The 23,105-nt window shown below is 37.8% G+C and carries 22 protein-coding genes; 15 read left to right on the forward strand and 7 right to left on the reverse strand.

The window, feature by feature from the left end:
• The first annotated feature begins 8 nt into the window (after nt 1–8).
• The 6 genes from CWC28_RS16865 to CWC28_RS16890 all read left to right on the forward strand — a co-directional run bounded on the left by CWC28_RS16865 (nt 9) and on the right by CWC28_RS16890 (nt 5,230).
• A complete protein-coding gene (locus CWC28_RS16865; protein WP_138625464.1) occupies nt 9–707 on the forward strand; it encodes a CoA transferase subunit A in 699 nt (232 codons plus the stop codon).
• Between the two features lie 11 nt (nt 708–718).
• The gene (locus CWC28_RS16870) at nt 719–1,375 is read left to right on the forward strand and encodes a 3-oxoacid CoA-transferase subunit B (protein ID WP_063705387.1); all 657 of its coding nucleotides are present in this window, start codon (nt 719–721) and stop codon (nt 1,373–1,375) included.
• Nucleotides 1,376–1,772: 397 nt separating this feature from the next.
• On the forward strand, nt 1,773–2,543 hold the full coding sequence (locus CWC28_RS16875; RefSeq protein WP_171038317.1) for a helix-turn-helix domain-containing protein: 771 nt from the start codon (nt 1,773–1,775) through the stop codon (nt 2,541–2,543).
• Nucleotides 2,540–3,040 carry a hypothetical protein gene (locus CWC28_RS16880; RefSeq protein WP_105174099.1) on the forward strand — a complete coding sequence of 167 codons (501 nt, stop codon included), beginning with the start codon at nt 2,540–2,542 and terminating at the stop codon, nt 3,038–3,040. Before CWC28_RS16875 ends, CWC28_RS16880 begins: the two co-directional genes overlap by 4 nt.
• A 108-nt stretch (nt 3,041–3,148) precedes the next feature.
• Nucleotides 3,149–4,000: an EAL domain-containing protein gene (locus CWC28_RS16885; protein ID WP_138625466.1), complete on the forward strand. Its 852-nt coding sequence runs from the start codon at nt 3,149–3,151 to the stop codon at nt 3,998–4,000.
• A gap of 351 nt (nt 4,001–4,351) precedes the next feature.
• Nucleotides 4,352–5,230: a LysR family transcriptional regulator gene (locus tag CWC28_RS16890; protein ID WP_138625467.1), complete on the forward strand. Its 879-nt coding sequence runs from the start codon at nt 4,352–4,354 to the stop codon at nt 5,228–5,230.
• A 47-nt stretch (nt 5,231–5,277) separates the two neighbouring features.
• Here CWC28_RS16890 and CWC28_RS16895 read toward each other — a convergent pair whose 3' ends face one another.
• Together CWC28_RS16895 and CWC28_RS16900 are read right to left on the reverse strand one after the other, a co-directional pair.
• The gene (locus CWC28_RS16895) at nt 5,278–5,625 is read right to left on the reverse strand and encodes a hypothetical protein (protein ID WP_138625468.1); all 348 of its coding nucleotides are present in this window, start codon (nt 5,623–5,625) and stop codon (nt 5,278–5,280) included.
• 97 nt (nt 5,626–5,722) lie between these two features.
• Nucleotides 5,723–6,175 carry a hypothetical protein gene (locus CWC28_RS16900; RefSeq protein WP_138625469.1) on the reverse strand — a complete coding sequence of 151 codons (453 nt, stop codon included), beginning with the start codon at nt 6,173–6,175 and terminating at the stop codon, nt 5,723–5,725.
• Nucleotides 6,176–6,532: 357 nt separating this feature from the next.
• On the opposite strand from CWC28_RS16900, the gene CWC28_RS16905 reads away from it, so the two are divergent.
• Nucleotides 6,533–6,955, forward strand: coding sequence for a hypothetical protein (locus CWC28_RS16905; protein WP_063705394.1), 423 nt, complete (start codon nt 6,533–6,535; stop codon nt 6,953–6,955).
• A 69-nt stretch (nt 6,956–7,024) separates the two neighbouring features.
• Here CWC28_RS16905 and CWC28_RS16910 read toward each other — a convergent pair whose 3' ends face one another.
• From CWC28_RS16910 to CWC28_RS16925, 4 genes are all read right to left on the reverse strand, one after another.
• Nucleotides 7,025–7,942, reverse strand: a complete 918-nt coding sequence (locus tag CWC28_RS16910) for a DUF5700 domain-containing putative Zn-dependent protease (protein ID WP_138625470.1) — start codon at nt 7,940–7,942, stop codon at nt 7,025–7,027.
• Between the two features lie 75 nt (nt 7,943–8,017).
• Entirely contained in the window at nt 8,018–8,542 is a 525-nt protein-coding gene (locus CWC28_RS16915) for a hypothetical protein (protein WP_138625471.1), read from the reverse strand.
• A gap of 107 nt (nt 8,543–8,649) precedes the next feature.
• Nucleotides 8,650–9,084: a GNAT family N-acetyltransferase gene (locus CWC28_RS16920; RefSeq protein ID WP_105180488.1), complete on the reverse strand. Its 435-nt coding sequence runs from the start codon at nt 9,082–9,084 to the stop codon at nt 8,650–8,652.
• 226 nt (nt 9,085–9,310) lie between these two features.
• Nucleotides 9,311–10,750, reverse strand: coding sequence for a serine hydrolase domain-containing protein (locus tag CWC28_RS16925; protein ID WP_138625472.1), 1,440 nt, complete (start codon nt 10,748–10,750; stop codon nt 9,311–9,313).
• A 158-nt stretch (nt 10,751–10,908) separates the two neighbouring features.
• Between CWC28_RS16925 and CWC28_RS16930 the strand changes: the two genes are divergently transcribed.
• From CWC28_RS16930 to CWC28_RS16940, 3 genes are all read left to right on the forward strand, one after another.
• A complete protein-coding gene (locus tag CWC28_RS16930; RefSeq protein WP_138625473.1) occupies nt 10,909–12,951 on the forward strand; it encodes a winged helix-turn-helix domain-containing protein in 2,043 nt (680 codons plus the stop codon).
• Between the two features lie 282 nt (nt 12,952–13,233).
• Nucleotides 13,234–13,653 (forward strand): tetratricopeptide repeat protein, encoded by a 420-nt coding sequence (locus CWC28_RS16935; RefSeq protein ID WP_063705413.1) that lies wholly within the window; start codon nt 13,234–13,236, stop codon nt 13,651–13,653.
• Nucleotides 13,654–13,849: 196 nt separating this feature from the next.
• Nucleotides 13,850–14,314 carry a tetratricopeptide repeat protein gene (locus tag CWC28_RS16940; RefSeq protein ID WP_105180484.1) on the forward strand — a complete coding sequence of 155 codons (465 nt, stop codon included), beginning with the start codon at nt 13,850–13,852 and terminating at the stop codon, nt 14,312–14,314.
• A 61-nt stretch (nt 14,315–14,375) separates the two neighbouring features.
• Here the strand turns inward: CWC28_RS16940 and msrA are convergent, their stop codons facing one another.
• The gene (msrA, locus tag CWC28_RS16945; protein ID WP_138625474.1) at nt 14,376–15,653 is read right to left on the reverse strand and encodes a peptide-methionine (S)-S-oxide reductase MsrA; all 1,278 of its coding nucleotides are present in this window, start codon (nt 15,651–15,653) and stop codon (nt 14,376–14,378) included.
• A gap of 156 nt (nt 15,654–15,809) precedes the next feature.
• Here msrA and CWC28_RS16950 point away from each other — a divergent pair, with 156 nt between their 5' ends.
• The 5 genes from CWC28_RS16950 to CWC28_RS16970 all read left to right on the forward strand — a co-directional run bounded on the left by CWC28_RS16950 (nt 15,810) and on the right by CWC28_RS16970 (nt 23,014).
• The gene (locus CWC28_RS16950) at nt 15,810–17,333 is read left to right on the forward strand and encodes a leucyl aminopeptidase (RefSeq protein ID WP_138625475.1); all 1,524 of its coding nucleotides are present in this window, start codon (nt 15,810–15,812) and stop codon (nt 17,331–17,333) included.
• Between the two features lie 141 nt (nt 17,334–17,474).
• Nucleotides 17,475–18,140: a 5-oxoprolinase subunit PxpB gene (gene pxpB, locus CWC28_RS16955; protein ID WP_138625476.1), complete on the forward strand. Its 666-nt coding sequence runs from the start codon at nt 17,475–17,477 to the stop codon at nt 18,138–18,140.
• The gene (locus CWC28_RS16960) at nt 18,137–19,072 is read left to right on the forward strand and encodes a 5-oxoprolinase subunit C family protein (protein WP_138625477.1); all 936 of its coding nucleotides are present in this window, start codon (nt 18,137–18,139) and stop codon (nt 19,070–19,072) included. The genes pxpB and CWC28_RS16960 overlap by 4 nt, the downstream gene beginning before the upstream one ends.
• Before the next feature lie 366 nt (nt 19,073–19,438).
• Nucleotides 19,439–21,106 carry an asparagine synthase B gene (gene asnB / locus CWC28_RS16965; RefSeq protein ID WP_063705432.1) on the forward strand — a complete coding sequence of 556 codons (1,668 nt, stop codon included), beginning with the start codon at nt 19,439–19,441 and terminating at the stop codon, nt 21,104–21,106.
• Between the two features lie 333 nt (nt 21,107–21,439).
• On the forward strand, nt 21,440–23,014 hold the full coding sequence (locus CWC28_RS16970; protein ID WP_063705435.1) for a BCCT family transporter: 1,575 nt from the start codon (nt 21,440–21,442) through the stop codon (nt 23,012–23,014).
• The last annotated feature ends 91 nt before the right edge of the window (nt 23,015–23,105 follow it).

Genomic DNA, 23,105 nt, shown 5'->3' on the forward strand with positions numbered 1-23,105 from the left:
GTAGGCTCATGGCCGGTTTCGATAAAGTGGTTTCAAGTTATGAAGCTGCAATGGAAGGTTTAAAAGATGGCGATACTATCATCGCTGGTGGCTTTGGCTTGTGTGGTATTCCTGAGGGACTTATCAGTGAAATTAAGCGTAAACAGACTAAAAATCTAACCCTTGTTTCAAACAACTGCGGTGTTGATGATTTCGGCTTAGGTATTTTACTTCACGATAAGCAAATTAAAAAAATCATCGCGTCTTATGTAGGTGAAAATGCGCTTTTCGAAAAACAACTACTCGATGGCGAAATTGATGTGGTTTTAACACCACAAGGTACACTCGCTGAGAAGATGCGTGCCGGTGGTGCTGGTATTCCTGCGTTTTATACTGCAACAGGATACGGCACTCCGGTTGCAGAAGGTAAAGAAGTTAAAGAATTTGATGGTCGCCCGTATATCTTAGAAGAGTCAATTACGGGTGAGTTTGCCATTGTTAAAGCATGGAAAGCCGACCGCTACGGTAATCTTGTATTTCGCCACACAGCTATGAATTTCAACCCGATGGCCGCGACAGCAGGTAAAATTACTGTTGCTGAAGTTGAAGAAATTGTTGAGCCAGGTGAACTTGAGCCAAGCCAAATTCATACCCCAGGTATTTATGTTAATCGCGTGATCAAAGGTGACTTTGAAAAACGCATTGAACGTGTAACAACTCGCGATTAAGGAGCAATAAAATGGCATTATCACGTGAACAAGTTGCAATGCGTGTTGCACAAGAGCTACAAGATGGCTATTACGTAAACCTAGGTATTGGTATCCCTACTCTCGTTGCTAACTATGTACCTGAGGGTATCGAAGTTATGCTGCAGTCTGAAAATGGTTTATTAGGCATGGGTGCGTACCCATCAAAAGACCAAGTTGATGCAGATATGATCAACGCGGGTAAAGAAACCGTGACAGCAGCCACAGGTGCAGCAATATTTAATAGTGCAGATAGTTTTGCCATGATACGGGGTGGTCATGTAGACTTAACGGTCTTAGGTGCATTTGAAGTTGACCAGAACGGTAACATCGCATCGTGGATGATCCCAAAAAAGCTAATTAAAGGCATGGGTGGCGCGATGGACCTCGTTGCTGGCGCGAAGAATATTATTGTTACGATGACTCATGCAAGCAAGCATGGCGACTCTAAGTTATTAGAAAGTTGCACTTTACCGCTAACTGGGGTTAACTGTGTAAAGAAAATCGTAACTGATTTAGCCGTACTAGAAGTTAAAGACGGCGCATTTCATCTAATCGAACGCGCTCCGGGCGTGTCAGTAGATGAAATAATTAGCAAAACGGCAGGCAAATTGCTTGTTGAAGGTGATGTTCCAGAGATGGTTTTTTAAACCACTCACATCCCATGTACCGACCTCATTCCCAGTGCCAATGGCGCTGAGTTACCCAAAATCCCTCGCAAGAGGGATTTTTTTTATCTATTACCAATCCAAAATAATGCTTAATCACTAGATTTAACAAGCTTTTAAGTGACTAGCTAATGGTTCGTAGATACTTTGATCTAAATCAAATTTTAGTCTTAGCTAAAACATATAATACGACCATATTTATTTGGATAATTCTAAACAGTTAATGCAAAGGCCTTCGCACATAGGTTTTGAGATTTAAATACCAATTTAAAAATGGACTTTGAGGTAAAAACATCTATCAGTTTCAGTTTGCTTATTCATAGTTAAACATTGAGTCTACGAAAATTGATTCAATGAGCGTCGTAGTGTGGTGAGTGAAGTGAATTTAAAAATTGTTGTTGAGTTTTTCGAGTCTGGTGGTAATTACTTCATTGTAATAGAAGATGAAAAATACAAATCACCGTATTCTGAATACGCTATTTTAAAAAAATTACTTAATGAGAAAAATCATTATTTTACAATTGAAGATTTGATGTTGATTGGTTGGCCGGATCGTGTTGTTTCTGTAAATTCGGTACCTGTTGCTATTACCAACCTTCGAAAAATATTTAAACATCACACAGCCCAAAAAGTGATCTTAAATACTCAAAATCTAGGATACATAATAGGTGCTGATTCTGATGTTCAAATAGCAAATTCAAGCTTGTTAACTGATGTTGCTGTAAAAGAAAAAATTCGACTACCAATCAATAGAGTTAATCAAGCGCTGGATATATCTCTAAAGTTCCCTTTGCTAATCATTAACATAGTGTTTTTAGCTTACATATTGATTGCAAAAACTTCTTTATACACAAAGAAAGACCAAATTTATGACATAAGCCACACACAAAGTGCTGTCATCATTAGTCCTAAAGGCACTCACGTTAAAAACCTTTTTGACTCTATCACTTCAAGATCAACGCTAAACATCGATGAAATGAGCAAGTATCTAACAGATGTAAGTACATTTGGGAAAAGCATTTTGTTTGTTAGTAAATATAGACAAAAAATAATCATCGATTGTATTAGAGGCAATCAACTAGATTCACTTTATGGGGATCATGTAGATAAAATTTTATCTGAATTAAAAGCTATAGGCTGTAAATTATGAAAATATTCAACATTATTTTTTTCGTACTGCTTGTATTTTTCATTTGTTTTCAGCAACACAGCAAGCTTCCTATTTCAGGGTTTTACTTAAGAAGCGAAAAAGTATTTATAAAAAATGAGCAACCGCTACAAATTGAGACTAAGGTCAATTTTTTACAAGCCGCAGACAAGTACACATCAATAACAAACATATCAGATCTAGAAAATCAGTTAAATCATGGTGGTTTTTTTATTAATGGCGATATCTACAAAGATAAAGATCGCCTGATAGCTATTACTGAGAATATCAAAGAGATAAGTGATACAGAACCATATTTTGTCTACGTTGCATCGTCGTCACCAATTGTAAGGAAGATTCAAAAATCTATGCTTGGCGTAAATGTTAAAGAAAAACGTATTTACGAAACGTGGTTTATAAATAGCAGAATTTTTTGCTACAAAGATTTAAACAATAATTTTATAAAATGCTTGAGGCCTCAAAGTGAACTCTCGATATAATTTAACCAGTTGATTTATAACATTTTAATAATTATAAAATTTAATAAAGACACTTTTTTAGCTGTCACAGATAAAGTACAAACAACTTAAATCAGCTGTGAAGTTAAAATGAAAAGTGCAATACAACACAACCTAATAGAAATCAGTGAAACTAATTCAAGCCTCGAATACACCTCTAGGAAAATGGATTGCTCTGAGTATATTTTCCATTTCCAGCCAATAGTACAAGTTACTGCTGAAGGCTATAAAATGATTGGCGCAGAAGCTTTGATAAGAAAAGTGTCTAACGGAACAGTAATATTGCCAGATGCTTTTATTGAAGAGCTCGAAGCAAGTGATGCTCTGGCAGAACTCATGAAAGACCATATCTTAAAAACAGCGGTTCAGCTTAACTGTATATTGTTAGAAAATGATACCTTTAAAGTGTCATTCAATGTCCCACCCTCGATGTTAACACACAGTTTTGTAGATTTTATCGAAAACAAATTCTCTAACTGTAAATGGCTATGTTTAGAAATAACAGAAAGAACTAAAGTAACAGATTTCACTACTACAAAGGGTGTTATTGATAGGTTACGTAAGTTAGGTATCGATATCTATTTAGATGATGTTGGAAGTGGCTTTGGTGATAATTACTATTTACAAGAGTTTGATATCACAGGAGTTAAAATTGATAAATCATTTACTAGTAGGATTGCCCATGGTGATTCAAAAGTTATCGATTGCTATATTAAGATGTATCAAGAACTTGGCTTAAACATCGTTGCTGAGGGTGTTGAGACCAAAGAGCAGACTAATGCTTTGCTGAAACGCGGCGTTCATAGACAGCAAGGCTATTACTTTTATAAGCCTCTTCCATTAAAAAAACTTTTAATGTGGAAACAATTCGAGTTAATTGCGTTTAAAAATAAACAAGTAGTTAACCAGTCTCAGTTAGATAAAGTGATTAAGTTACCTTGATTTTTAGCGCAACACATGACTTTCAAACTAAAACTATCTATAAATTACTGGTTGATCGGGGCATTGTTCGCACCATTTTGTCACATAAATAGTATAAAATGCCCTGCTTTAGTGAATTGGCAGTATCTAATACTGAGACTATGACCTAATAGCTAAAACTGCTAAGATCACTTTTTTGCTAAACATTTGCCTAAACATAGATTAAACGAGCGATTCGCGACTGTTTTTTATACAATATGGCAAGAGTTAGCTATATTCATTCTTTAATATCTATTTTTTTACATTTTGGGATAATAATTGCTTAGCAGTTAATTAACTAACAAGCGCTTTTGAGACTTACTGAAATTAACTATGCAAACACCTATTCGTGGCCTACGCTCATTTTGTTTTGCTGCACGCACCCTTAGCTTTAAAGATGCAGCAAACCAACTTTACCTTACACCGTCTGCCGTAAGCCATCAGATCAAACAATTAGAAGAACAATTGGGTATTGAACTGTTTGAACGTCAAACCCGTTCAATTCGTCTGACAGCTGCAGGCAAGAATTTTTATGACTCTGTATCGCCGCTTATTAAAGCGCTAGAAAAAACCATCAACGAGTTTAGTCAGTTACAAGAAAATGTGACTATCAGTATTACGCTACCTGAGTTTTTCGCTAGTGAGCTTTTAATGCCAAAACTAAGCGAATGGACAAGCGATCATCCAAATACAAACTTACAGCTTAATACCTTAAAAACGCGTAAAGAGCTGACTAAACAAAGTGACTTGTCGATTGTATTGTCTTCATCAAAACCTCATGAAGGCGTTGTTCATGAGCTGTTTTCACTCTCGTACACACCAGCTTGCAACAAAGAAAACTGGCAAGCATGGCAAGAAAACCCGTTTCAGGCTTTAAATGAAGTTCCACTCATTCTTCATAAAGCACGCCCTTGGGCTTGGCACCAATGGGCAGAGCATGCTGGCGTTGAAGACTTTGCACCAAAACAAATTATTCAGGTTGATAGTATGTTTGGTGTGGCACGTGCGGCGCAACAGGGTATGGGTATTGCCCTAATCCCCTTGCCAATTAGTCAAACTTGGTTTGATGAGCAATGGCTATTTAATTTCACAGATATGCCATTAAAAACAAAAGATAAATATTACTTAGTGCAACACGATCCTAGTGAAACCAATGCACAATTAGAGTTATTTATTAAATGGATGCTTGATACCTTTAAACATCTTAAATGATAAATCGTAAAGACCCTCAATTTCATTGAGGGTCGTTTATTGAAAATTTAGCTTTTAGATTTGCTGACTAAGATACTCACTTTATTTTCACCTATTTCAAAAGATGATTGTTTACCATATTCCACAATAAAAGAAGGTGTAAAATTGCTGCCAGCGAGTGTGATTGATGTTTCTACAGCTGCAGTATTATTTTGTTGTGGTATCACTGTAATTTCAAAGCTAAACCCCTCACCTATAGAGATGGTCGCAGGTTTTTTTTCTTGCACCAGCATTACTGGCGATGCTAATAGCTCATTCGCTTTATAAACAGATGTTTCAACTTGAAAGCTATCAGCTGCGAAACAGCTCGTTGATACTAGCAACGCTCCAGCTATTAAACCTAACTGTTTGTTCATATAAATTTCCTTATCTCAATTATAGGGTTTATCCGTAATCAATATCAGTTACTAGGTTTATTTGATACAAGAAATTTCAGAATGTTAACTATCACAATCAAAGCTCTCTATAATACACATCAATGGTATGTGATATAGCTTCATAGCGGTTATTTTCATGTTTAAAACAGGCTTTGCGTAGTTCCTTCTCTTCGTAGTTTTTACCTCCAACAACGACTTGATCTAAAGTTTGTGAACTTGCACAGAATTGCTGTTTTGAAATTGTTTCTACTTTGACTGATTCAGCTTTTGAACGCGGTAATGAACTAGGCTTAGGATTTTGCTTCATGCCTTCAAGTAACTGAGCTTTAGTAACAGGCACAGTATCTGACCCTATGCCTGGAATATGCAATGTTTGTCTAATGGTATAGTTTTTACTTAATAATGGCGTAAACAAAGATACATCGTTGCTCAAATAAGCCTGCTCAAAATTAAGATAAACAGCCACTTTATCTTCAGCTGCATTGGCAATAACAGGCCCTAAAAATAACAACGCAAATATCAGTTTCATGGTTATACGCTTATTCAGAATAAATTAAGTTATCAAATACACATACCATCATAAAGTACCGATTTTATTTTTAATTAACAACAATTTGTTTGTTTGGCGTACTCTACTCCTTTATTGTTCTTTATCGTAAACATTACCTATTTAAACCCCGTATCTGCTTTATCGGGGTCAGATCAGACGGCTGACGGCTGACGGCTGACGGCTGACGGCTTAAAACTAATTCATTACACTAGACTAAAGTCTATAGGTTAAATTTCTTCATCTATTAGGTCATTTTTTATCGTTTGTTGAATCAGCGCTGTTCAATTAAAGTTCAGTTGTCGGCGATTGATACCGATTTAAATAGAGGAAATGATTATGTTTAGTACACTTATGAAACGCGTTGCACTTAGCTCTTTATTAACTTGTTCAGCTATGGCAGTGGCTGATCAAAGTGACTACAAATTGATGGTTATTGACCAATCTACACAAGCATCAGTAGAGACTAACCGTCAATACGAATTAGCATTTAACCAATGTGCGTTAAGTGTTCAAGCGAAGAATTTTACAGAAGCTGAAGCGCTTTGTTCAAAAGCAATCAGTTTACTTAGCACAAGCAAAGTACCTGCTTATAAGCGTCGTGAATTAACGTCATTTGCGTTAAGCAACCGCGGTGTAGCTCGCATCATGTCTGAAAACGACACAGCTGCATTGTCTGACTTTTACGAAGCAGTACAAATTTCAGGTAACGAGTTAGTTGAACACAACTTAACACGTGCGAAAAAGAACTTAGCGTTATAAGTTCTCACAGAATTGTGTTGTCTCAAAACCCAGCCTCGGCTGGGTTTTGTCGTTTGGGTGTTTCGTTTTTTAGCCTTCCGCTTCTATTAATGAATCAAGCTCTTTTAGCAATAGGCTCTCTACTGTCTTTTTATCCATTTTCGCCAATTGCTCTAAGCTGTAATTTTTGCCAATTTGTTTAGCTAAAATATAACCTAGGTAATAACCTCTTCGGTATGGAAGCTTTGTTTCGTCCTTTGCGAAGTTGAAAAATGAAGAATATGTTTCAGTTTTTTTTGAATAAAACTTTTTCTTGAGGTCAACGAGAGAATCGAGCTGTCTTGAGCGAATCTTTTTCACCAGATTTCTAGGTATGTTTAACATCAATTCATCATCAGTGGCTGACGGAGATAATTTATGTGAAACGTAAGTTGCTAATCCCTCAGTCCAAATAGAGCACCATAGCTCATCCTTACATTGAAATAATTTTTCGTGGTAAACATGAAATAACTCGTGATGAAAAAATGGCGTATCGTTCTGCCATGTATGATACTTAGCCATAAGATCTACGCCAAACATTAAGTAAGACTTACCATTTAACTCTCGCGTTGCCCCATTGAACCTTCCTAGCGAGTGAAGTATATAAATGGGCGTTTCAGATTTGAAATCAGGAAAAATAGCAATAAATGATTCCATACTACTATTTAAATCTTTAGATAAACGCTTATTTTTTGATAAATACCCCACTTCTATTGAGCTGAACCCCTCAATAGCTTTAACAAAGCTTTTCTCGCTATAAAAAGGCGCAAATTGAGAGGTGAAATATTTAGAAAACTGCTCTGCTCTCTTTTCTTCGGTCGACGTCTTGCTTGATTGATATAAAGTATAAAAATCATCAGCGAGATTAATTACTTCGAAGTCGGCTGACTGGTCGTTAGCAAACGACTTAAATGAAAGAACACCAAATATGAAGCTAGTGAGTAAAAGAAATTTAGATAATTTTTGCATAATTATAGTTAGAAATATTTGTAAGGTTAAAGTCTGATATGTTGAAGATTCGGTAATTCATGTTTAAAAAGTTGGCTACATAGACAACGCATGCTTGTAACTTAAATCAAAATGTTTGAGCAACTGATTCAGGTAGTTCAGATTTATCTGGTTAGGTTTAAAGCTTTGTCCCTTTTCAATATTTGCTATGTGTTTTTTTAGTTTTGCTTTGTCTTTATTCCAAAAAGCAATATTTCCTAACACAAAGTCATTCCAATACATTTTTGAACCACTTAGCTCTTCATCGGGATCCAATACTTTTTTTGCGTGAAAAACGGCTTGTTGATAATCACCAGCTAGCCCTTCCATTTGCGCTAAATGCCACGTTAATGAGCTTTCTTTTGAATTATTGTGAGAGATAAAACGTTTTATCAGAATTGCGGCTTCAGCATGGCAACCTGATTTTTCTAACAATCTAAACCCAGCATCGTATGTCTGATCAAATTGTTGGTATGTGAGGTTCAAATCGTCTTTTAACCTTTCTTCCAACGCTATTTTACAATCAGCAAAAGCAAGATTTGATGTAAATAATAACCCGATTGATAAAAGTCCTGTTTTCATAATTCTGTCCTTAATTATACTAGTGCCTTATAAGAAAACACTGCAATCAAACGCTAAGTTCACCACAAACTAAAAGTAGTTGGTTCCATGTAACCTTTAAATTGTTGTTATTTCTCTAGCTCATGGTAAACATTTGGATTCCAAATTTGCATGAACATCTCTGGATTCTTAATTGGTTGAAAACCATATTGCGCGTACAAACCATGCGCATCTCTTGTTGCCAATACCATACGCCTTAAGCCTTGAAGCTCTGGGTGAGAGACAATGCTCTCAACAAGCCACTTGCTCAAACCTTTGCCTCGATGACTCTCTACTATGAATACATCAGCAAGATAGGCAAATGTTGCTTTGTCTGTTATGAGGCGGGCAAAACCTATTTGATAATCATGGCTATCATAGACACCAAAACAAAATGAGTTTGAAATGGCTGTTTCTAGCGTCTGCCTTGGTATTTCGGACGCCCAATAGCTTTTTGAAATAAAACCGTAAATTACTTCAAAATCGAGGTCAGTTTTATCTGTGCTGATTTTATATCCTTGCACCAGAATTCCTTTTTGATGTTAACACCTGTTATTCAAGAGGTTTAGTTTTAACAAAGTTACTAACCGATTGCTACATATATAATTAAAACGCTTTTTTAACAGGATATAGCCTAATGACACAAACACTACCACAACGTAAAACCATTACATTGCCATTAAATTTATCAATAATAGATTTGCAGGTTGTATATAAGGGGCTTTAATACGCCCCTAATTTAATGAATTTTTACAAACGCTTTATGAGTTGATCTACTTTTGCCACAACAGGCCATGCTGATGATTGAAAATTCCCCAAAACAACTAAAATATAGCCTTTTTCTTGATACATATTTAACCTTGCTGTCATGCCTAAATGGGACCCATTATGACCAACAGTTGTATTCCCTGCTGAACTTCTCACAGAGAAACCATATCCCCAGTTTGGTGCATTTAGCTCAGGTTTTGCTGATAAGGCTTTATTAGAGAGTTCACGACTTACTAGTTGAGCATTTTGCATTGCCAGGGCGAATTTGTGTAAATCGCCTACAGTTGAATAACCTCCACCTGCAGGTCCCCCTTTTACCGATTGAAACATCAAATTTTCAGTTACTTGACCAGTTTCGACAGAAAACCAATAATTACGGGCAGTATTTTTAACAGGCACATCTAAGTCATAACTTCCGCTTTGTTGCATGTTAGCTTTTTTATATACATTTTCATTTATGTAATCATAGTAATTTTCACCAGTTACATTCTCAATCACCTGACCAAGTAGAACCATACCCGTATTGCTGTAACGCCATTCAGTTCCGGGTTCAAATGTAGCATCAATTGAAGTGTATAAATGTTGGATATCTTTAAGAGAGCGCACCTTATTTTGTATCTCGTCATAGCCAGAAATATTACCAATCCCTGATGTATGGCTTAATAAGTGTCGAATCTTAATTTTGCTAAAATCACCTTTCCCTAAAATGCTTTTATCAATAAATTTAGTGAGCGGATCATCAAGCGATACTTTGCCAGCTTCTATTAGCTGTAAGATAGCGACGCTAGTAAACATTTTGTTCATTGAGCCAATTTGAAACTTCGTTTCTAAGTTATTTTTCACATCATAGCGACGTGAAGCAAAGCCATATGCAGCGCTAAACAAAATGTCATTATTTTTAGCAAGTAATACCGTGCCAGAGAAACTACCTCTTTGCGCCAGTTTATCAGTATAAATTTTGATCTCTTCAATAAATTGTGACTCAGTTAAAGAGCCTTTTGAACCTTGGTTTTGTGGAGTTTCTTCAATAGACCACCCTGTTATTGCTTGAAATTGGTCATCATTAAAAAATAACACTACTTGATGCTGCATATCTGTATTCTTTGAATAAACTTTACTGATATGACGGATGCGATTAGTTGACGTATCAAGTTCTGTAGAAATAACACTCAACTCTCCATGAAAAAGCGCAACATTCATCGAATACCCAACATAACGGTCTTTACCTTTACCCTCCCAGCGAGCAAGAGAATTTGGCGAGAAGTTCTTTACTACAAATTTTTCGATCTTACCTAAATCTTTAGTGTTTAAAACCGTAATAAATTGACTTGCCAATTTGTTATAGTCTACCTCTTTCATTGCATGTGCTTTATGGCTAATAAAACACATAAAAAATATGAGCATTAGTAAATATCGCTTCACTTTACATTCCTTTTATTGTTTATTGAATAATATGGCGCTTGGCCTTTCGATACTTTTACTTTTGCGCATAACAAAAAGCGATGAAGTAGTGATTAAGAAAAGCTTAAGAAAACATTAAGCTGAAAATAACTAATAATAACAAATGGATAACTATCAACTTGAGTGAAAGTAAATTATCAAAACAATTTTTTCTTAATGACTCTTTGGTTAATTTTGAGACTGGCGAAATTCAAACATATGGTAAAGTTGTTGTTTTAGAGCCTAAGGTGATGGCACTTCTTGAAGTATTTTCGCAAAAACCACATCAAGTGTTATCAGCAGAAATGCTTTTTGCTAATGTTTGGCCACAAGCTATTTTCAGTCCTAATTCAGTTCGCAGAAATATTGCTTTGTTAAGACAAGCGTTATCCGATGAAGAAAAGCACATTATAAAAACACACCCAAAACGGGGCTATAGTCTCGAGGCTGAAATACGTTTTCCTGATGAAAAAACGAGCACTCCATTAACAAAAATACATCAGATAAAAAATACAAAACTAGCACTCTTAATTATCCCAGCTTTGTTTATCATTATCTTCCTTTTCAATTTCCTTAACGAAGATAAACAGATTTCTTTAGAAGATCTTAAGCCTATTACTGCAAGCAATGAAAAAGAGCGTTACCTACAAGTTAGTCCTGATGGGCGTTTTATGGCTTACATACAAAATACCAATCGTCCTAATAAGCGAAGGCTTTTAATCAAAGATTTACAATTAAATTCATATAAAGAATTAAGTAAAGACTTAAAAGCGTTTACCTACCTTGCATGGGATACAGATACAAATACGCTTGTATATTCGTTTCAAGATGAAGGGAGTATTTCATTCAATCGACTGCAACTAGATACAGAAGCGAACGTGATCAGCGAAGAAAAACTCTTTTCTCGTACAGATATAACCTGGAACAGCTTGTTTTTTATAGATGAACAAGAAAACCTTTTCTATTTAGCAAATCAAAACAGTTCCGAACACAGCCGTAATGTGAGCCTATATCGACATAACTTGATTACTGGCCATTCTTACGAAATTCTTCAACCAAGTGATGATTTCAAGCCCTACAAGCTCGCTTTATCACCTAACCAGAAACAATTAGCGATAATTGGCTTCAATGAAGATGCAATCTCGGAGGTAAAACTATTAAATTTATCGAGTTTTAACCTTGAATCAGTCGGTGAAATTGATCATAACTGGCACTTTATGACTTGGTTTAATGATGGTGAGTCTTTGTTATTGAGTAATGGCAGTGAGTTAAAACAACTTGAATTAAACGGCCAATTAACGACTCTTAATTTTAAAAGCTATAACTTTTTGATTTATCCACAAATCGTTAAGGACAAATTGTATTTTATTGAGGCTAAGTCTGACCAAGATATTTTGATTAGCGCTTTAGATTCACTCTCTACTCCTATAAAAATCGTAAACTCAAATACCATTGATAAAGAAGCTGCACTTTCACCTGATGAAAAACTCATCGCCTACATGTCAATGAAAAATGGACTTCCACAACTTTTTATTAAACATATTGAGACTGAGGAAGAACAATTATTGTTCGTTAACACTGAGCAAGAATATGCTTTATCAAAACCAATATGGGACCCCTCTGGAGCACGTATCGCAAGCAGTATAAATAACAAACCATTTCTTATTAAGCTAGAGGAAGACCAGTTCGCAATCGAATGGTTAAATGGAATCATTGGGTATCCAATCGGGTGGTATAAACAGTCAGATGCTATTTTGTTTGTTGATAAGAACACTCACAATGATGAAATAGTTAAATTTGATTTAGTTACTGACGAAATAGTGTCATTAAATACGCAATTGAAAGATAAAGATATTTTTTTAAATCATAACGACGAATTACTGAGTTTTTCAAGTGGCCAAGTAATGACTGCTTCTGGTACCAATCTAATTGATAATACGCATTTTATTTCAAGCATTTACCCAATTAAAAATGGCTTCTATCTTCAATACAAAGAAAACGACTCTAGGACAATGAATTTTTACGATTATGAACTTGGTGTTCAAAATTTAAGTATTGATTTTGAAAAGTTTTGTGCGGATTTCTGTAGTCAAATAACTGCTATAAGCGGTAACACTATCTTACTCAAAGAACAAACTGATACAGCAGATATTTTAGTTTTGAATATTACATTAAATAAATAGCTTCAATCGTAACTAGCTGATCTAGAGTAAGTGTTTTCAACCAAACTGATAACATCAATACAAAAATAGCATTCACAAAACAAAACATATTGTGTTTGAAAGTAATTTTCAGACACTCTCCTCTCTAATTTTCACTACTAAATCGCTGAGAATTGAGTAATTACTCTATAGATTAAATTTCTTCATCTATCAGTTTTAATTTAATCGTTTGTTTAGCTTATAGGAATATTTTAAAGTTCACTCGTTGGCAAGAAACACCAACTTATTCAGAGGAAAACTATCATGTTAAAAACACTTGTAACCACTATTGCACTTAGCTCTTTATTAACTTGCTCAGCGATGGCAGTAGCCGATCAAGCTGATTATAAACTGATGGTTATTGAGCAAGCTCAAACTAACGATAATGCAACAAGCCAATACGAAACTGCCTTCAACCGCTGTGCATTAAGCGTTAAAGAAAAGAATTTTTCAGAAGCGGAAAGCCTGTGTACACAAGCAATTTCACTTCTAAGTACAAGTAAAGTACCTGGTTACAAACGCCGCGAATTAACATCGTTTGCGCTTAGTAACCGTGGTGTTGCACGCATCATGTCTGAAAACGATACTGCTGCACTTTCTGACTTTTATGAAGCAGTGCAAATTTCAAAAAATGAACTTGTTAATCACAACTTAAGCCGCGCAAAACAAAACTTAGCGCTGTAAAAGTTCCCCCAACCAAATTGTTGTCGAAAGCCCGGTTCTTGTGTGTTCTGACCGGGCTTTTTTTTGCCTGTCATATTCTTATCTATAAAATACTTTTCTTCACCTAACGAGTGCGAATATCTCGTTTGTCAGTTTTATACCCTGTTTTCTAACTTTATAGAGTAAGCATATTGCTTACGCTAACAAGGAGAAAACAATGTTTAAATTAAATCTTAAACCCTGCCTATGGTTAATATTATTTGTTTGTTCGAATTTTGTATTCGCCAACAACAACGACTTTAAACTCATGGTTGTTGACGATAACGCAAGCTCAAAAGCAATTATGCAAGGTAACTTTGCTAATTCTTTAGAGACGATGAACGATGCTAACAACTATATCGTGCCATTTAATCGTTGCGTTGTGAGTGTGAAACTGAAGCAGTTTGATAAAGCTGATCAAGATTGCTCACAAGCAATCGCGATGCTAAAAAAAGTCAATGCTCCACACTATAAGCGTAATGAACTGACGTCTTATGCATTAAGTAATAGAGGTATTGCCCGACTAATGGCAAAAAATGATACGGCGGCCATTGCTGATTTTTATGAGGCTGTGCAGCTCAATAATAACGAGCTGGTGTCGTTTAACTTAAATCTCGCTAAACAGGAATTAAAATTGTGGTAATAAGTCATCAGGCTAAAAGAAAACTAGCCATGTCGGCTGGTTTTCTTACATCAATTACCTTTTAAGATTTATCTCTTGGCACAAAATCAAGCACGGTAGCATTAATGCAGTATCTGTCTTTACCTCTTGGCCCTTCACCTGGAAACAAATGCCCTAAGTGAATACCTGAGCTTTTTGATTTAAGCTCAATGCGTTGCATGCCATAACTATTATCTTCATGCATAGTTACACTGTCTTTTATCGGATGAGTAAATGAAAGCCAGCCGGTGCCTGAATTAAATCGATCTCGGGTATCAAAAAGTGGCACTCCACTTAACTTATCAATAAAAATCCCGTCAGGTGTATTTTTAAAGATATCGTATTGTTTACAAAATGGACTATCTGTTCTGGCATGAAATGCCACTCTAAAGGCTTCACTGTCACCCAGTTTAAATGCACCTAAGGCTTTGTAAAATTCATCTCTACTAACATAACCTTGTCTCCCATACACTTCTTCGCCGTTTTCAATAAATAAGAGTGTGGGTGTCGCCCATGTTGGGGTTTTAATTGTTAAACCATCGAGCTGATCAGCATGTCGAAAGGTCATAGGAATTGTTCCCATGTACTCATTTGCGACGTCTTTTTTAAACTTTTCACAATAAGGACAATAGCCTTTAGCATCAATCACCACAATTTGCTTGCCGGCCAATAAGGCTGTGTTATCAACATGCTGTTTTTTTACTGGCGTGAATACAACGCCTGTTGAATGATCCGGGCAATAACCATTCGGGTTTTTCTTTAAATAATCTTGATGGTAATCCTCTGCAGCATAAAACGCATCAAGTGGTTTTATCACAGTTACAATCTTGCCATACCCTGCTGCCGTTAATTTGCTTTGGTATTCACCTTTAAGTTTATTAGCAATCTCGAGTTGCTCGTTATTACTAACCAAAATTGTTGAGCGGTATTGAGTACCAATATCATTACCTTGGCGATTTAGCTGTGTTGGATCATGATTTTCAAAATAATGCTTTAAAAGTGATTGTGTTGTTAACTCGTTACTGTTGTATGTGACTTTAACAACTTCTGCATAATTGTTTTCATCAAAGCGCCGTGAGCTACGTGTTATATTCTTGTAGGTCGCTTTAAATCCATGCCCATCGGCATAACCTGATACAGCATCTAACACGCCATCCATTGCTTCGTATCGTTTTTCTGCTCCCCAAAAGCAACCAGAGCCAAGCACAATCGATTCAATATGCCCTGTTGCGTTATCTGGCATTGTGTCAGCTTTAATTGGGCTGGTGGTAAAAATGGCACTGCAAGTAAATAGTGTCAGTAACATCGACTTAATTGTCATACTAATTTCCTCTTAAAAGCCTGTATTTAAAGGAGACCGAGCATAAGCATTAATAATTTCAGCTTAAACGCATGCAAACAGCTATTCACCGCTAACAATTTAACTCTTAACCTTATTTACGGTAAAACACAGCTTTTTAACATTGGGATATTAAAAATGAAAATTGCACACAGCTTGTCTGCTATTGCATTAGGGTTAACACTTGCTACGCAAGTGAATGCCGCAGAGTTCACTTTTGCAAAGTCAATTAAGCCAAACGACACCACCTTAGTTTTATTTTTAGACACTGATAGTCAAGTTGCTAACTTTAATTATTTAAAGCCAGAAACCCAAACTCACCTAAATAAGGTCATTGAGTTCAGCGATTTTAAAGCAGGTTATGGCAAAACATTAGAAGTCATCGCTCCTAATGGCAGCGACCACCAGCGCATCTTACTTGTTGGCTTAGGAGAACAGCCAAAACTAGATGCAGCAAAAATGGCAAAACTCGGTGGTAATGTTCACGCTAAATTACAGTCTGCTAAACAAGCAACCGTAAGCCTCGATTTTTCAGAACTAAAAGACAGCGCAATCAATGCTAAATACGCAGCTGAATTTGCACATGGTGCGAATTTACGTGACCACCGTTTTGAGCAGTACAAAAAAGAACAAGATAGCCATGTTGTAAACTACACTGTCGACGTTGAAAATTTAGACCAAGCAGTCAAAACCCATAAATTACTACAACACATTGAACAAGGTGTATTTTTAGCACGTGATTTAACCTCTGAAGTTGCAACAGAAATGACGCCTGCTGATTTTGCTAAAGCGGCAAAAGAACTTAAAAAGCTGGGTGTTAAAATTACTGTTTTAGAACCTAAGCAAATTAAAAAGCTAGGCATGGGTGCACTTGAAGCAGTTGGCCGTGGTAGCGAAGAAGGTTCACGTTTAGTTGTTGCACATTATCAAGGGAATAAAAACCCCCCTATCGCATTAGTAGGTAAAGGTATTACGTTTGATTCAGGTGGCTACAGCCTTAAAACTGGTGCTTCAATTGCCCGCATGAAATCAGACATGGCAGGTGCAGCTGCAGTACTGGGTACAGTTAAAGCAATGGCACTGGCTAAAGCAGACACAAACGTTGTTGCTGTCATGGGCATGGCTGCCAACATGGTATCGCAATTTGCTGTAGCGCCGGGTGATGTTGTAAGAACAGCCGAAGGTTTAAGTGTTGAGATTGTAAATACGGATGCCGAAGGCCGCTTAGTACTGAGTGATGCAATGTGGTATGCCCGCGATAAATTCAAACCAAGTATTATGGTTGATGTTGCAACACTAACGGGTTCTAAGATTGGTGCTGTAGGTAATGACTATGCGGCTGTATTCTCAGCTGATGATACGCTTGTTGAGCAACTAACTGTTGCGGGTAAGCAAGTAAACGAAAACCTTTGGCGTTTACCGCTCGGTTACGAAGATGCATTAAAGTCTGATATTGCTGATCTTAAAAACATCGGTTCACATGGTCCAGGTGCAACCACAGCTGCAAGTTTCCTACAAAACTTTGCTGGTGACACGCGTTGGGTTCACATTGATATTGCTGGTAACGCGCTAAACTCAAAAGCGAAAGATGAACTTGCTGAAGGTGGTACAGGTTACGGCGTACGTTTATTGTCTAATTGGTTATTAAATAACGCAAATTAACCAAGTTAGTCATCGGCCAAGCGGTTATAACCGCTTGGCTATCTTGATTTTTTCTAATTAACGCTAAAGACGCATTTACATCATCAACATCCAGCCTATATGCTAATAAGCATCAAGGGATAATAATAAGATTGATACGCAATGACGACCGATAGAACACCCAAGATTATGGCGCTCACGACACATAGCATCTTTTTTGATGCCTATGAAACAGGCAGCGACACACTAACAACCCAAAAGAAAATATGGGCTTTAGCACAGTACTGTCAAAGCAGTGATGACTTTGTTGATATAGTCCCCGCCAATAATAACTTAACGCTTTACCTTAAAGAGCCCGCCCAACTTGCTGGCTGGCTGCCACGATTACTTGATCAATGGCATGAACTTAAAGCCAGTGACTTCAATTCGCGTCATCATAAACTCACTACACGTTATGGTGGTGAATATGGACCAGATATCGCACATGTTGCTAAACATCATAATCTGTCTGTCGATGAAGTTGCTCAAATGCACAGTAGTGCCAAATACCATGTGTTGTTTCTTGGTTTCAAACCCGGCTTTGCTTATTTAGACGGACTAAACCCACAATTATTTACCCCTCGTCATGCTGAACCAAGGCTCTCGGTCCCAAAAGGGTCTGTTGCTATTGGCGGCGAACAAACCGGCATTTACCCAGAAAGCTCTCCTGGTGGCTGGCAAATTATTGGTCATACAGATTTTCGCCTATTTGATATTAATGCAGCCTCGCCCTGTGCGATAGAACCCGGTGATACTTTGGAGTTTGTTATTCAGGAGGTGTTAAAATGATCACCATCATCAAACCTGGCATGCAAATGTCTATACAAGATCAAGGGCGCACAGGCTCTCGCCATTTAGGTATTGGGCAATCTGGTTGCATTGACCCTTACGCGCAGATTATTACAAACCGTTTAGTCGGCAATGATGATAACAACCCCGTTATTGAAATTACTTTAGGGCTTGCCGAAATTCAGTTCGATAATGATTACTACATCGCACTGCACGGCACAGATATGAAAGCCACCGTGAATGGCAATGCTGTTGAGCCTGGTTGGAGCTTCTACATAAAAAAAGGCGATGTACTAAAACTCAATGCTGCGCGCCATGGGTTTCGAAGTTACCTTGCTATTGGCGGGGACTGGCATTTACCAGACCCAATATTGAATTCTTACTCAACTGATATTTCAGCGGGATTTGGTGGCTTGACTGGTCAAGCTTTACAAGCTGGCGATAGTTTTGAGGTTACCCCTAAGTACAATACTAAAGTTGGCTTAGGCGCTATGCTACCGCCAAAGAGTACGCAAATACGTATTCATGCGGGACCTCATGCAGCACTGTTACCAAAAGACACTGTCGTTAACTTTATTAATCATTCATGGCATGTATCGCCAAATAGTAACCGCATGGGCACAAGGCTATTAAGTGATGAATGCGACATTCGTCACACTGTTTCATTACCCTCTATGGCCGTTGCGCCGGGCTGTATTCAATTACCGCCAAATGGTGAACCCATCGTGTTATTAAATGATGCGCAAACGACAGGTGGTTACCCATTACTAGGCACAGTGATCGAAGCAGATCTTCGTCATTTTGCACAATTAAAACCTGGAGACTTCTTGCACTTTAAGTTTGTCACACTTAAAGAGGCCCATGCAGCACAAGAAAAGCTCACTGCGCACTTAAATCAACTAGCGATAGCACTAAACTATATTAACAAGTAAGCCTAAATACTTTTTAATAATAGCGAGCAAAGAAAACCTTTGCTCGCGCTGCCTTCACCACTTGTCTATACATTTAAATAATAAAAAATTCACATAACCCTTTGCACCAAACTTGTGCAGCGTTGATAGTAATAATAGCCTTTGTTACGGGTTCTATATCAGCCTATTTGTTTAAATCAAGCATTTAAACTGCTCATCCTTTAAACAATTACCCCATACTGGTGCAAAGCCGCCGCTTAAGGTGCATATTTTATTCTTAATTAATTAAAAAACCTGTGTGACTTAGGTAATTATTTCTGTTAAAACAAACATTCGCAGTTATATAAATTCTGTTAACTGCGCACATATTTGGAATGAGGAGTCACTATGTGTTCAATTTTTGGGGTATTAGATATTAAATCTGATCCCGTCCAATTGCGAAGTCAAGCAATTGAGATGTCAAAACTTTTAAGACACCGCGGGCCAGATTGGTCAGGGGTATATTCATCAGATAAAGCTATTTTAGTGCACGAACGTCTAGCGATTGTTGGCGTATCGAGTGGTGCACAACCTTTGTACAACCCAGAGCGTACAAATATTCTTGCGGTTAACGGTGAAATTTATAACCACAAAGAGTTAGCAGCTAACTTAGAAACAGATTTTACTTTTCAAACTCAGTCTGACTGTGAAGTTATCTTAGCTTTATACAAGCAAAAAGGCCCTGAGTTTTTAGATGATTTAAATGGTATTTTCGCCTTTTGTTTATACGACGAAGAGCAAGATGCCTACTTAATTGGTCGTGACCATATCGGTATTATTCCGCTTTATACGGGTCACGATGAACACGGTAACTTTTATGTTGCCTCAGAATTAAAAGCATTATCGCCAATTTGTAAACATATTGAAGAATTCCCGCCGGGTCATTTCTTATGGAGCAAAGATGGTCAACTTCGTAAGTACTACAGCCGTGATTGGCAAAGCTTTGATGCGGTTAAAGACAACGAAGCTAAAGCAAGCGATGTAAAAGAAGGCCTAGAGGCAGCAGTTAAACGTCAATTAATGTGTGACGTTCCATACGGTGTTCTATTATCTGGTGGTTTAGATTCATCTGTTATTTCAGCTATCACACAGCGTTTTGCTGCAAAACGTATCGAAGACAATGACGAGTCAGATGCGTGGTGGCCAAAACTGCATTCATTCTCTGTGGGGCTTGAAGGGTCGCCAGATTTAGCAGCTGCACAAAAAGTGGCTGATATGATTGGCACGGTTCACCACCCTATTCACTTTACTATTCAAGAAGGCATTGATGCCCTTCGTGAAGTGATTTACCACATCGAAACCTACGATGTAACAACCATTCGTGCCTCAACGCCTATGTATTTAATGGCACGTCAGATCAAAGCCATGGGTATTAAAATGGTGTTGTCGGGTGAAGGTGCTGATGAATTGTTTGGTGGTTACCTTTATTTCCATAAAGCGCCAAATGCACAAGAGTTCCATGAAGAGCTTAACCGTAAAGTGTCTAAACTACATATGTTTGACTGTTTACGTGCTAATAAATCAATGGCAGCTTGGGGCGTGGAAGCACGTGTACCATTCTTAGATAAAGAATTTGTAGACGTAGCAATGCGTATCAACCCTGAAGCGAAAATGTGTAAAGACGGTAAAATCGAAAAGCACATTATTCGTGAAGCATTCGACGGCTATCTACCAGAAGAAGTGCTATGGCGTCAAAAAGAGCAGTTCTCTGATGGCGTAGGCTATAACTGGATTGATACGTTGAAAGAGTACGTGAGCGAGCAAGTAAGCGATCAAGACCTTGCTAATGCTAAATACAAATACCCGATCAATACGCCAGATTCTAAAGAAGCGTATTTCTATCGTAGTATTTTCGAAGAACACTTCCCTGGCGATGCAGCAGCTAAATGTGTTCCGCACGGCAAATCGGTTGCTTGTTCAACACCTGAAGCACTGGCTTGGGATGAGTCATTCCAGAACAATGCTGACCCTTCAGGTCGTGCTGCGGGTGTTCATAACGACGCGTATAAGAAGTAATGTTTTTGTGCTGCAAATCTTGTGTTTGCAGCACTTTCCTCTGAATTAAAATAATTTGATTTGAAATAATACTTTAATCAAATAATTATCCCCACCTGTATAATCGTTCATAAATCCGTCAAAAACACACAAAAATGGCTTTTATTCGCCTATTTAGCGCTTAAACCATTTACATTTATTTTCGAACTCCTACACTAAAGACTAATATTTGGTACAAATTTATTTCGTCTACGAACTATTTTTAGTGTTCATACGTATAACTTGCAATGAAATAAATAGGTAGCAACCGGCCGTTTAGCTCTCTGCTAAACATAATCACAACAAGAGGTATTCATGAGCGAACATCATGACAAGTACAGTATCGACAATACCGACTACACTGTCGGTCAGGACAATGTACAAAAATGGGGTTTTGATGTGCACAACCCTGTTTTTGGCATCAGTGCGGGTTTAATCGCCCTATTTTTAGTGGCAACACTCATTTCAGATGCTGAAACAGCAAAAACAACCCTAAATGGCATTAAGAATGACATTATTAATAACTTTGATGGCTTTTTTATGTGGTCAGCAAACTTATTCGTATTGTTTTGCCTTGCGTTGATTGTTTCACCCTACGGTAATATCCGCTTAGGTGGCAATGACGCAAGACCATCTCATTCTCGAATTTCATGGCTAGCCATGCTCTTTGCTGCGGGCATGGGTATTGGCTTAATGTTTTGGGGCGTCGCAGAACCTGTGGCTTACTTTACAGGCTGGTACGAAACGCCACTCGGCGTTGAAGCTAACACCCCAGAAGCAGCCAAACTTGCAATGGGTGCAACCATGTTCCACTGGGGTCTTCACCCTTGGGCAATTTACGCCGTTGTTTCGCTTTCTCTCGCGTTCTTTTGCTATAACAAAGGCTTGCCGTTATCTATTCGTTCGATTTTTTATCCTATTTTAGGTGACAGAGCCTGGGGTTGGCCGGGTCATATCATCGATATTTTAGCGGTACTTGCTACGTTATTTGGCCTTGCAACATCACTTGGCTTAGGTGCGCAACAAGCGGCTGCAGGTATTAATCATGTATTTGGTACTGATGCAGGAATTGGCTTACAAATTGGTGTTATCACTGGGGTAACGTTACTTGCGGTGATCTCAGTTGTTCGCGGTATTGACGGCGGTGTAAAATTACTGAGCAACGTTAATATGGTCATTGCCTTCGTCTTGTTAGTGTTTGTTGGTGTTGTCGGTTTTGCCGCGGCATTTGGTAATATCCCGAATACAGTAATGGGTTATGTTGAAAACATCATTCCATTGAGTAACCCGCATGGTCGGGAAGATGAAACATGGATGCATGGCTGGACTGTATTCTACTGGGCTTGGTGGATTTCATGGTCACCATTTGTTGGTATGTTCATTGCGCGCGTATCTGAGGGCCGAACAATTCGCGAGTTCTTAATTGCCGTATTGCTTATCCCTACTATCGTTACCATCTTTTGGATGTCAATTTACGGTGGTATCGCGATTGAGCAAGTTATTGATAAAGTGGGTGTGCTGGGTGAGAAAGGCTTAACTGATGTACCTCTTGCTATGTTCCAAATGTTTGAGGCCCTGCCAATGTCGCAAGTGCTTTCGTTCATTGCAATTGTGCTAGTACTCGTGTTCTTTATCACGTCATCTGACTCAGGTTCATTAGTAATCGACTCAATCACTGCAGGTGGTAAAGTTGACGCGCCAGTGCCACAACGTATTTTCTGGGCAACAATCGAGGGTGCTATTGCAGCTGCACTTGTTTGGATTGGTGGCACACAAGCTATCGAAGCATTACAAGCAGGCGCCGTATCTACGGGCTTACCGTTTACCTTTGTATTGTTATTAATGTGCGTGAGTTTAATTCTTGGTTTGAGAACAGAGCCAAGAAACTAATCACAAAACTTTAAATAACAAAAAACGCCGCATTGCGGCGTTTTTTTATTATTTAAGCTTTACCAACTAATTTTAAATACCCGACTAAAGT

It is taken from the genome of Pseudoalteromonas sp. S4492, from assembly GCF_005886115.1.
Taxonomy (GTDB): domain Bacteria; phylum Pseudomonadota; class Gammaproteobacteria; order Enterobacterales; family Alteromonadaceae; genus Pseudoalteromonas; species Pseudoalteromonas gelatinilytica.

Coding starts and splice junctions, on each gene's coding strand:
- CWC28_RS16865 (WP_138625464.1), top strand. CDS start 9: ATGGCCGGTTTCGATAAAGTGGTTTCAAGTTATGAAGCTGCAATGGAA.
- CWC28_RS16870 (WP_063705387.1), top strand. CDS start 719: ATGGCATTATCACGTGAACAAGTTGCAATGCGTGTTGCACAAGAGCTA.
- CWC28_RS16880 (WP_105174099.1), top strand. CDS start 2,540: ATGAAAATATTCAACATTATTTTTTTCGTACTGCTTGTATTTTTCATT.
- CWC28_RS16885 (WP_138625466.1), top strand. CDS start 3,149: ATGAAAAGTGCAATACAACACAACCTAATAGAAATCAGTGAAACTAAT.
- CWC28_RS16890 (WP_138625467.1), top strand. CDS start 4,352: ATGCAAACACCTATTCGTGGCCTACGCTCATTTTGTTTTGCTGCACGC.
- CWC28_RS16895 (WP_138625468.1), bottom strand. CDS start 5,625: ATGAACAAACAGTTAGGTTTAATAGCTGGAGCGTTGCTAGTATCAACG.
- CWC28_RS16900 (WP_138625469.1), bottom strand. CDS start 6,175: ATGAAACTGATATTTGCGTTGTTATTTTTAGGGCCTGTTATTGCCAAT.
- CWC28_RS16905 (WP_063705394.1), top strand. CDS start 6,533: ATGTTTAGTACACTTATGAAACGCGTTGCACTTAGCTCTTTATTAACT.
- CWC28_RS16910 (WP_138625470.1), bottom strand. CDS start 7,942: ATGCAAAAATTATCTAAATTTCTTTTACTCACTAGCTTCATATTTGGT.
- CWC28_RS16915 (WP_138625471.1), bottom strand. CDS start 8,542: ATGAAAACAGGACTTTTATCAATCGGGTTATTATTTACATCAAATCTT.
- CWC28_RS16935 (WP_063705413.1), top strand. CDS start 13,234: ATGTTAAAAACACTTGTAACCACTATTGCACTTAGCTCTTTATTAACT.
- CWC28_RS16940 (WP_105180484.1), top strand. CDS start 13,850: ATGTTTAAATTAAATCTTAAACCCTGCCTATGGTTAATATTATTTGTT.
- msrA (WP_138625474.1), bottom strand. CDS start 15,653: ATGACAATTAAGTCGATGTTACTGACACTATTTACTTGCAGTGCCATT.
- CWC28_RS16950 (WP_138625475.1), top strand. CDS start 15,810: ATGAAAATTGCACACAGCTTGTCTGCTATTGCATTAGGGTTAACACTT.
- pxpB (WP_138625476.1), top strand. CDS start 17,475: ATGACGACCGATAGAACACCCAAGATTATGGCGCTCACGACACATAGC.
- CWC28_RS16960 (WP_138625477.1), top strand. CDS start 18,137: ATGATCACCATCATCAAACCTGGCATGCAAATGTCTATACAAGATCAA.
- asnB (WP_063705432.1), top strand. CDS start 19,439: ATGTGTTCAATTTTTGGGGTATTAGATATTAAATCTGATCCCGTCCAA.
- CWC28_RS16970 (WP_063705435.1), top strand. CDS start 21,440: ATGAGCGAACATCATGACAAGTACAGTATCGACAATACCGACTACACT.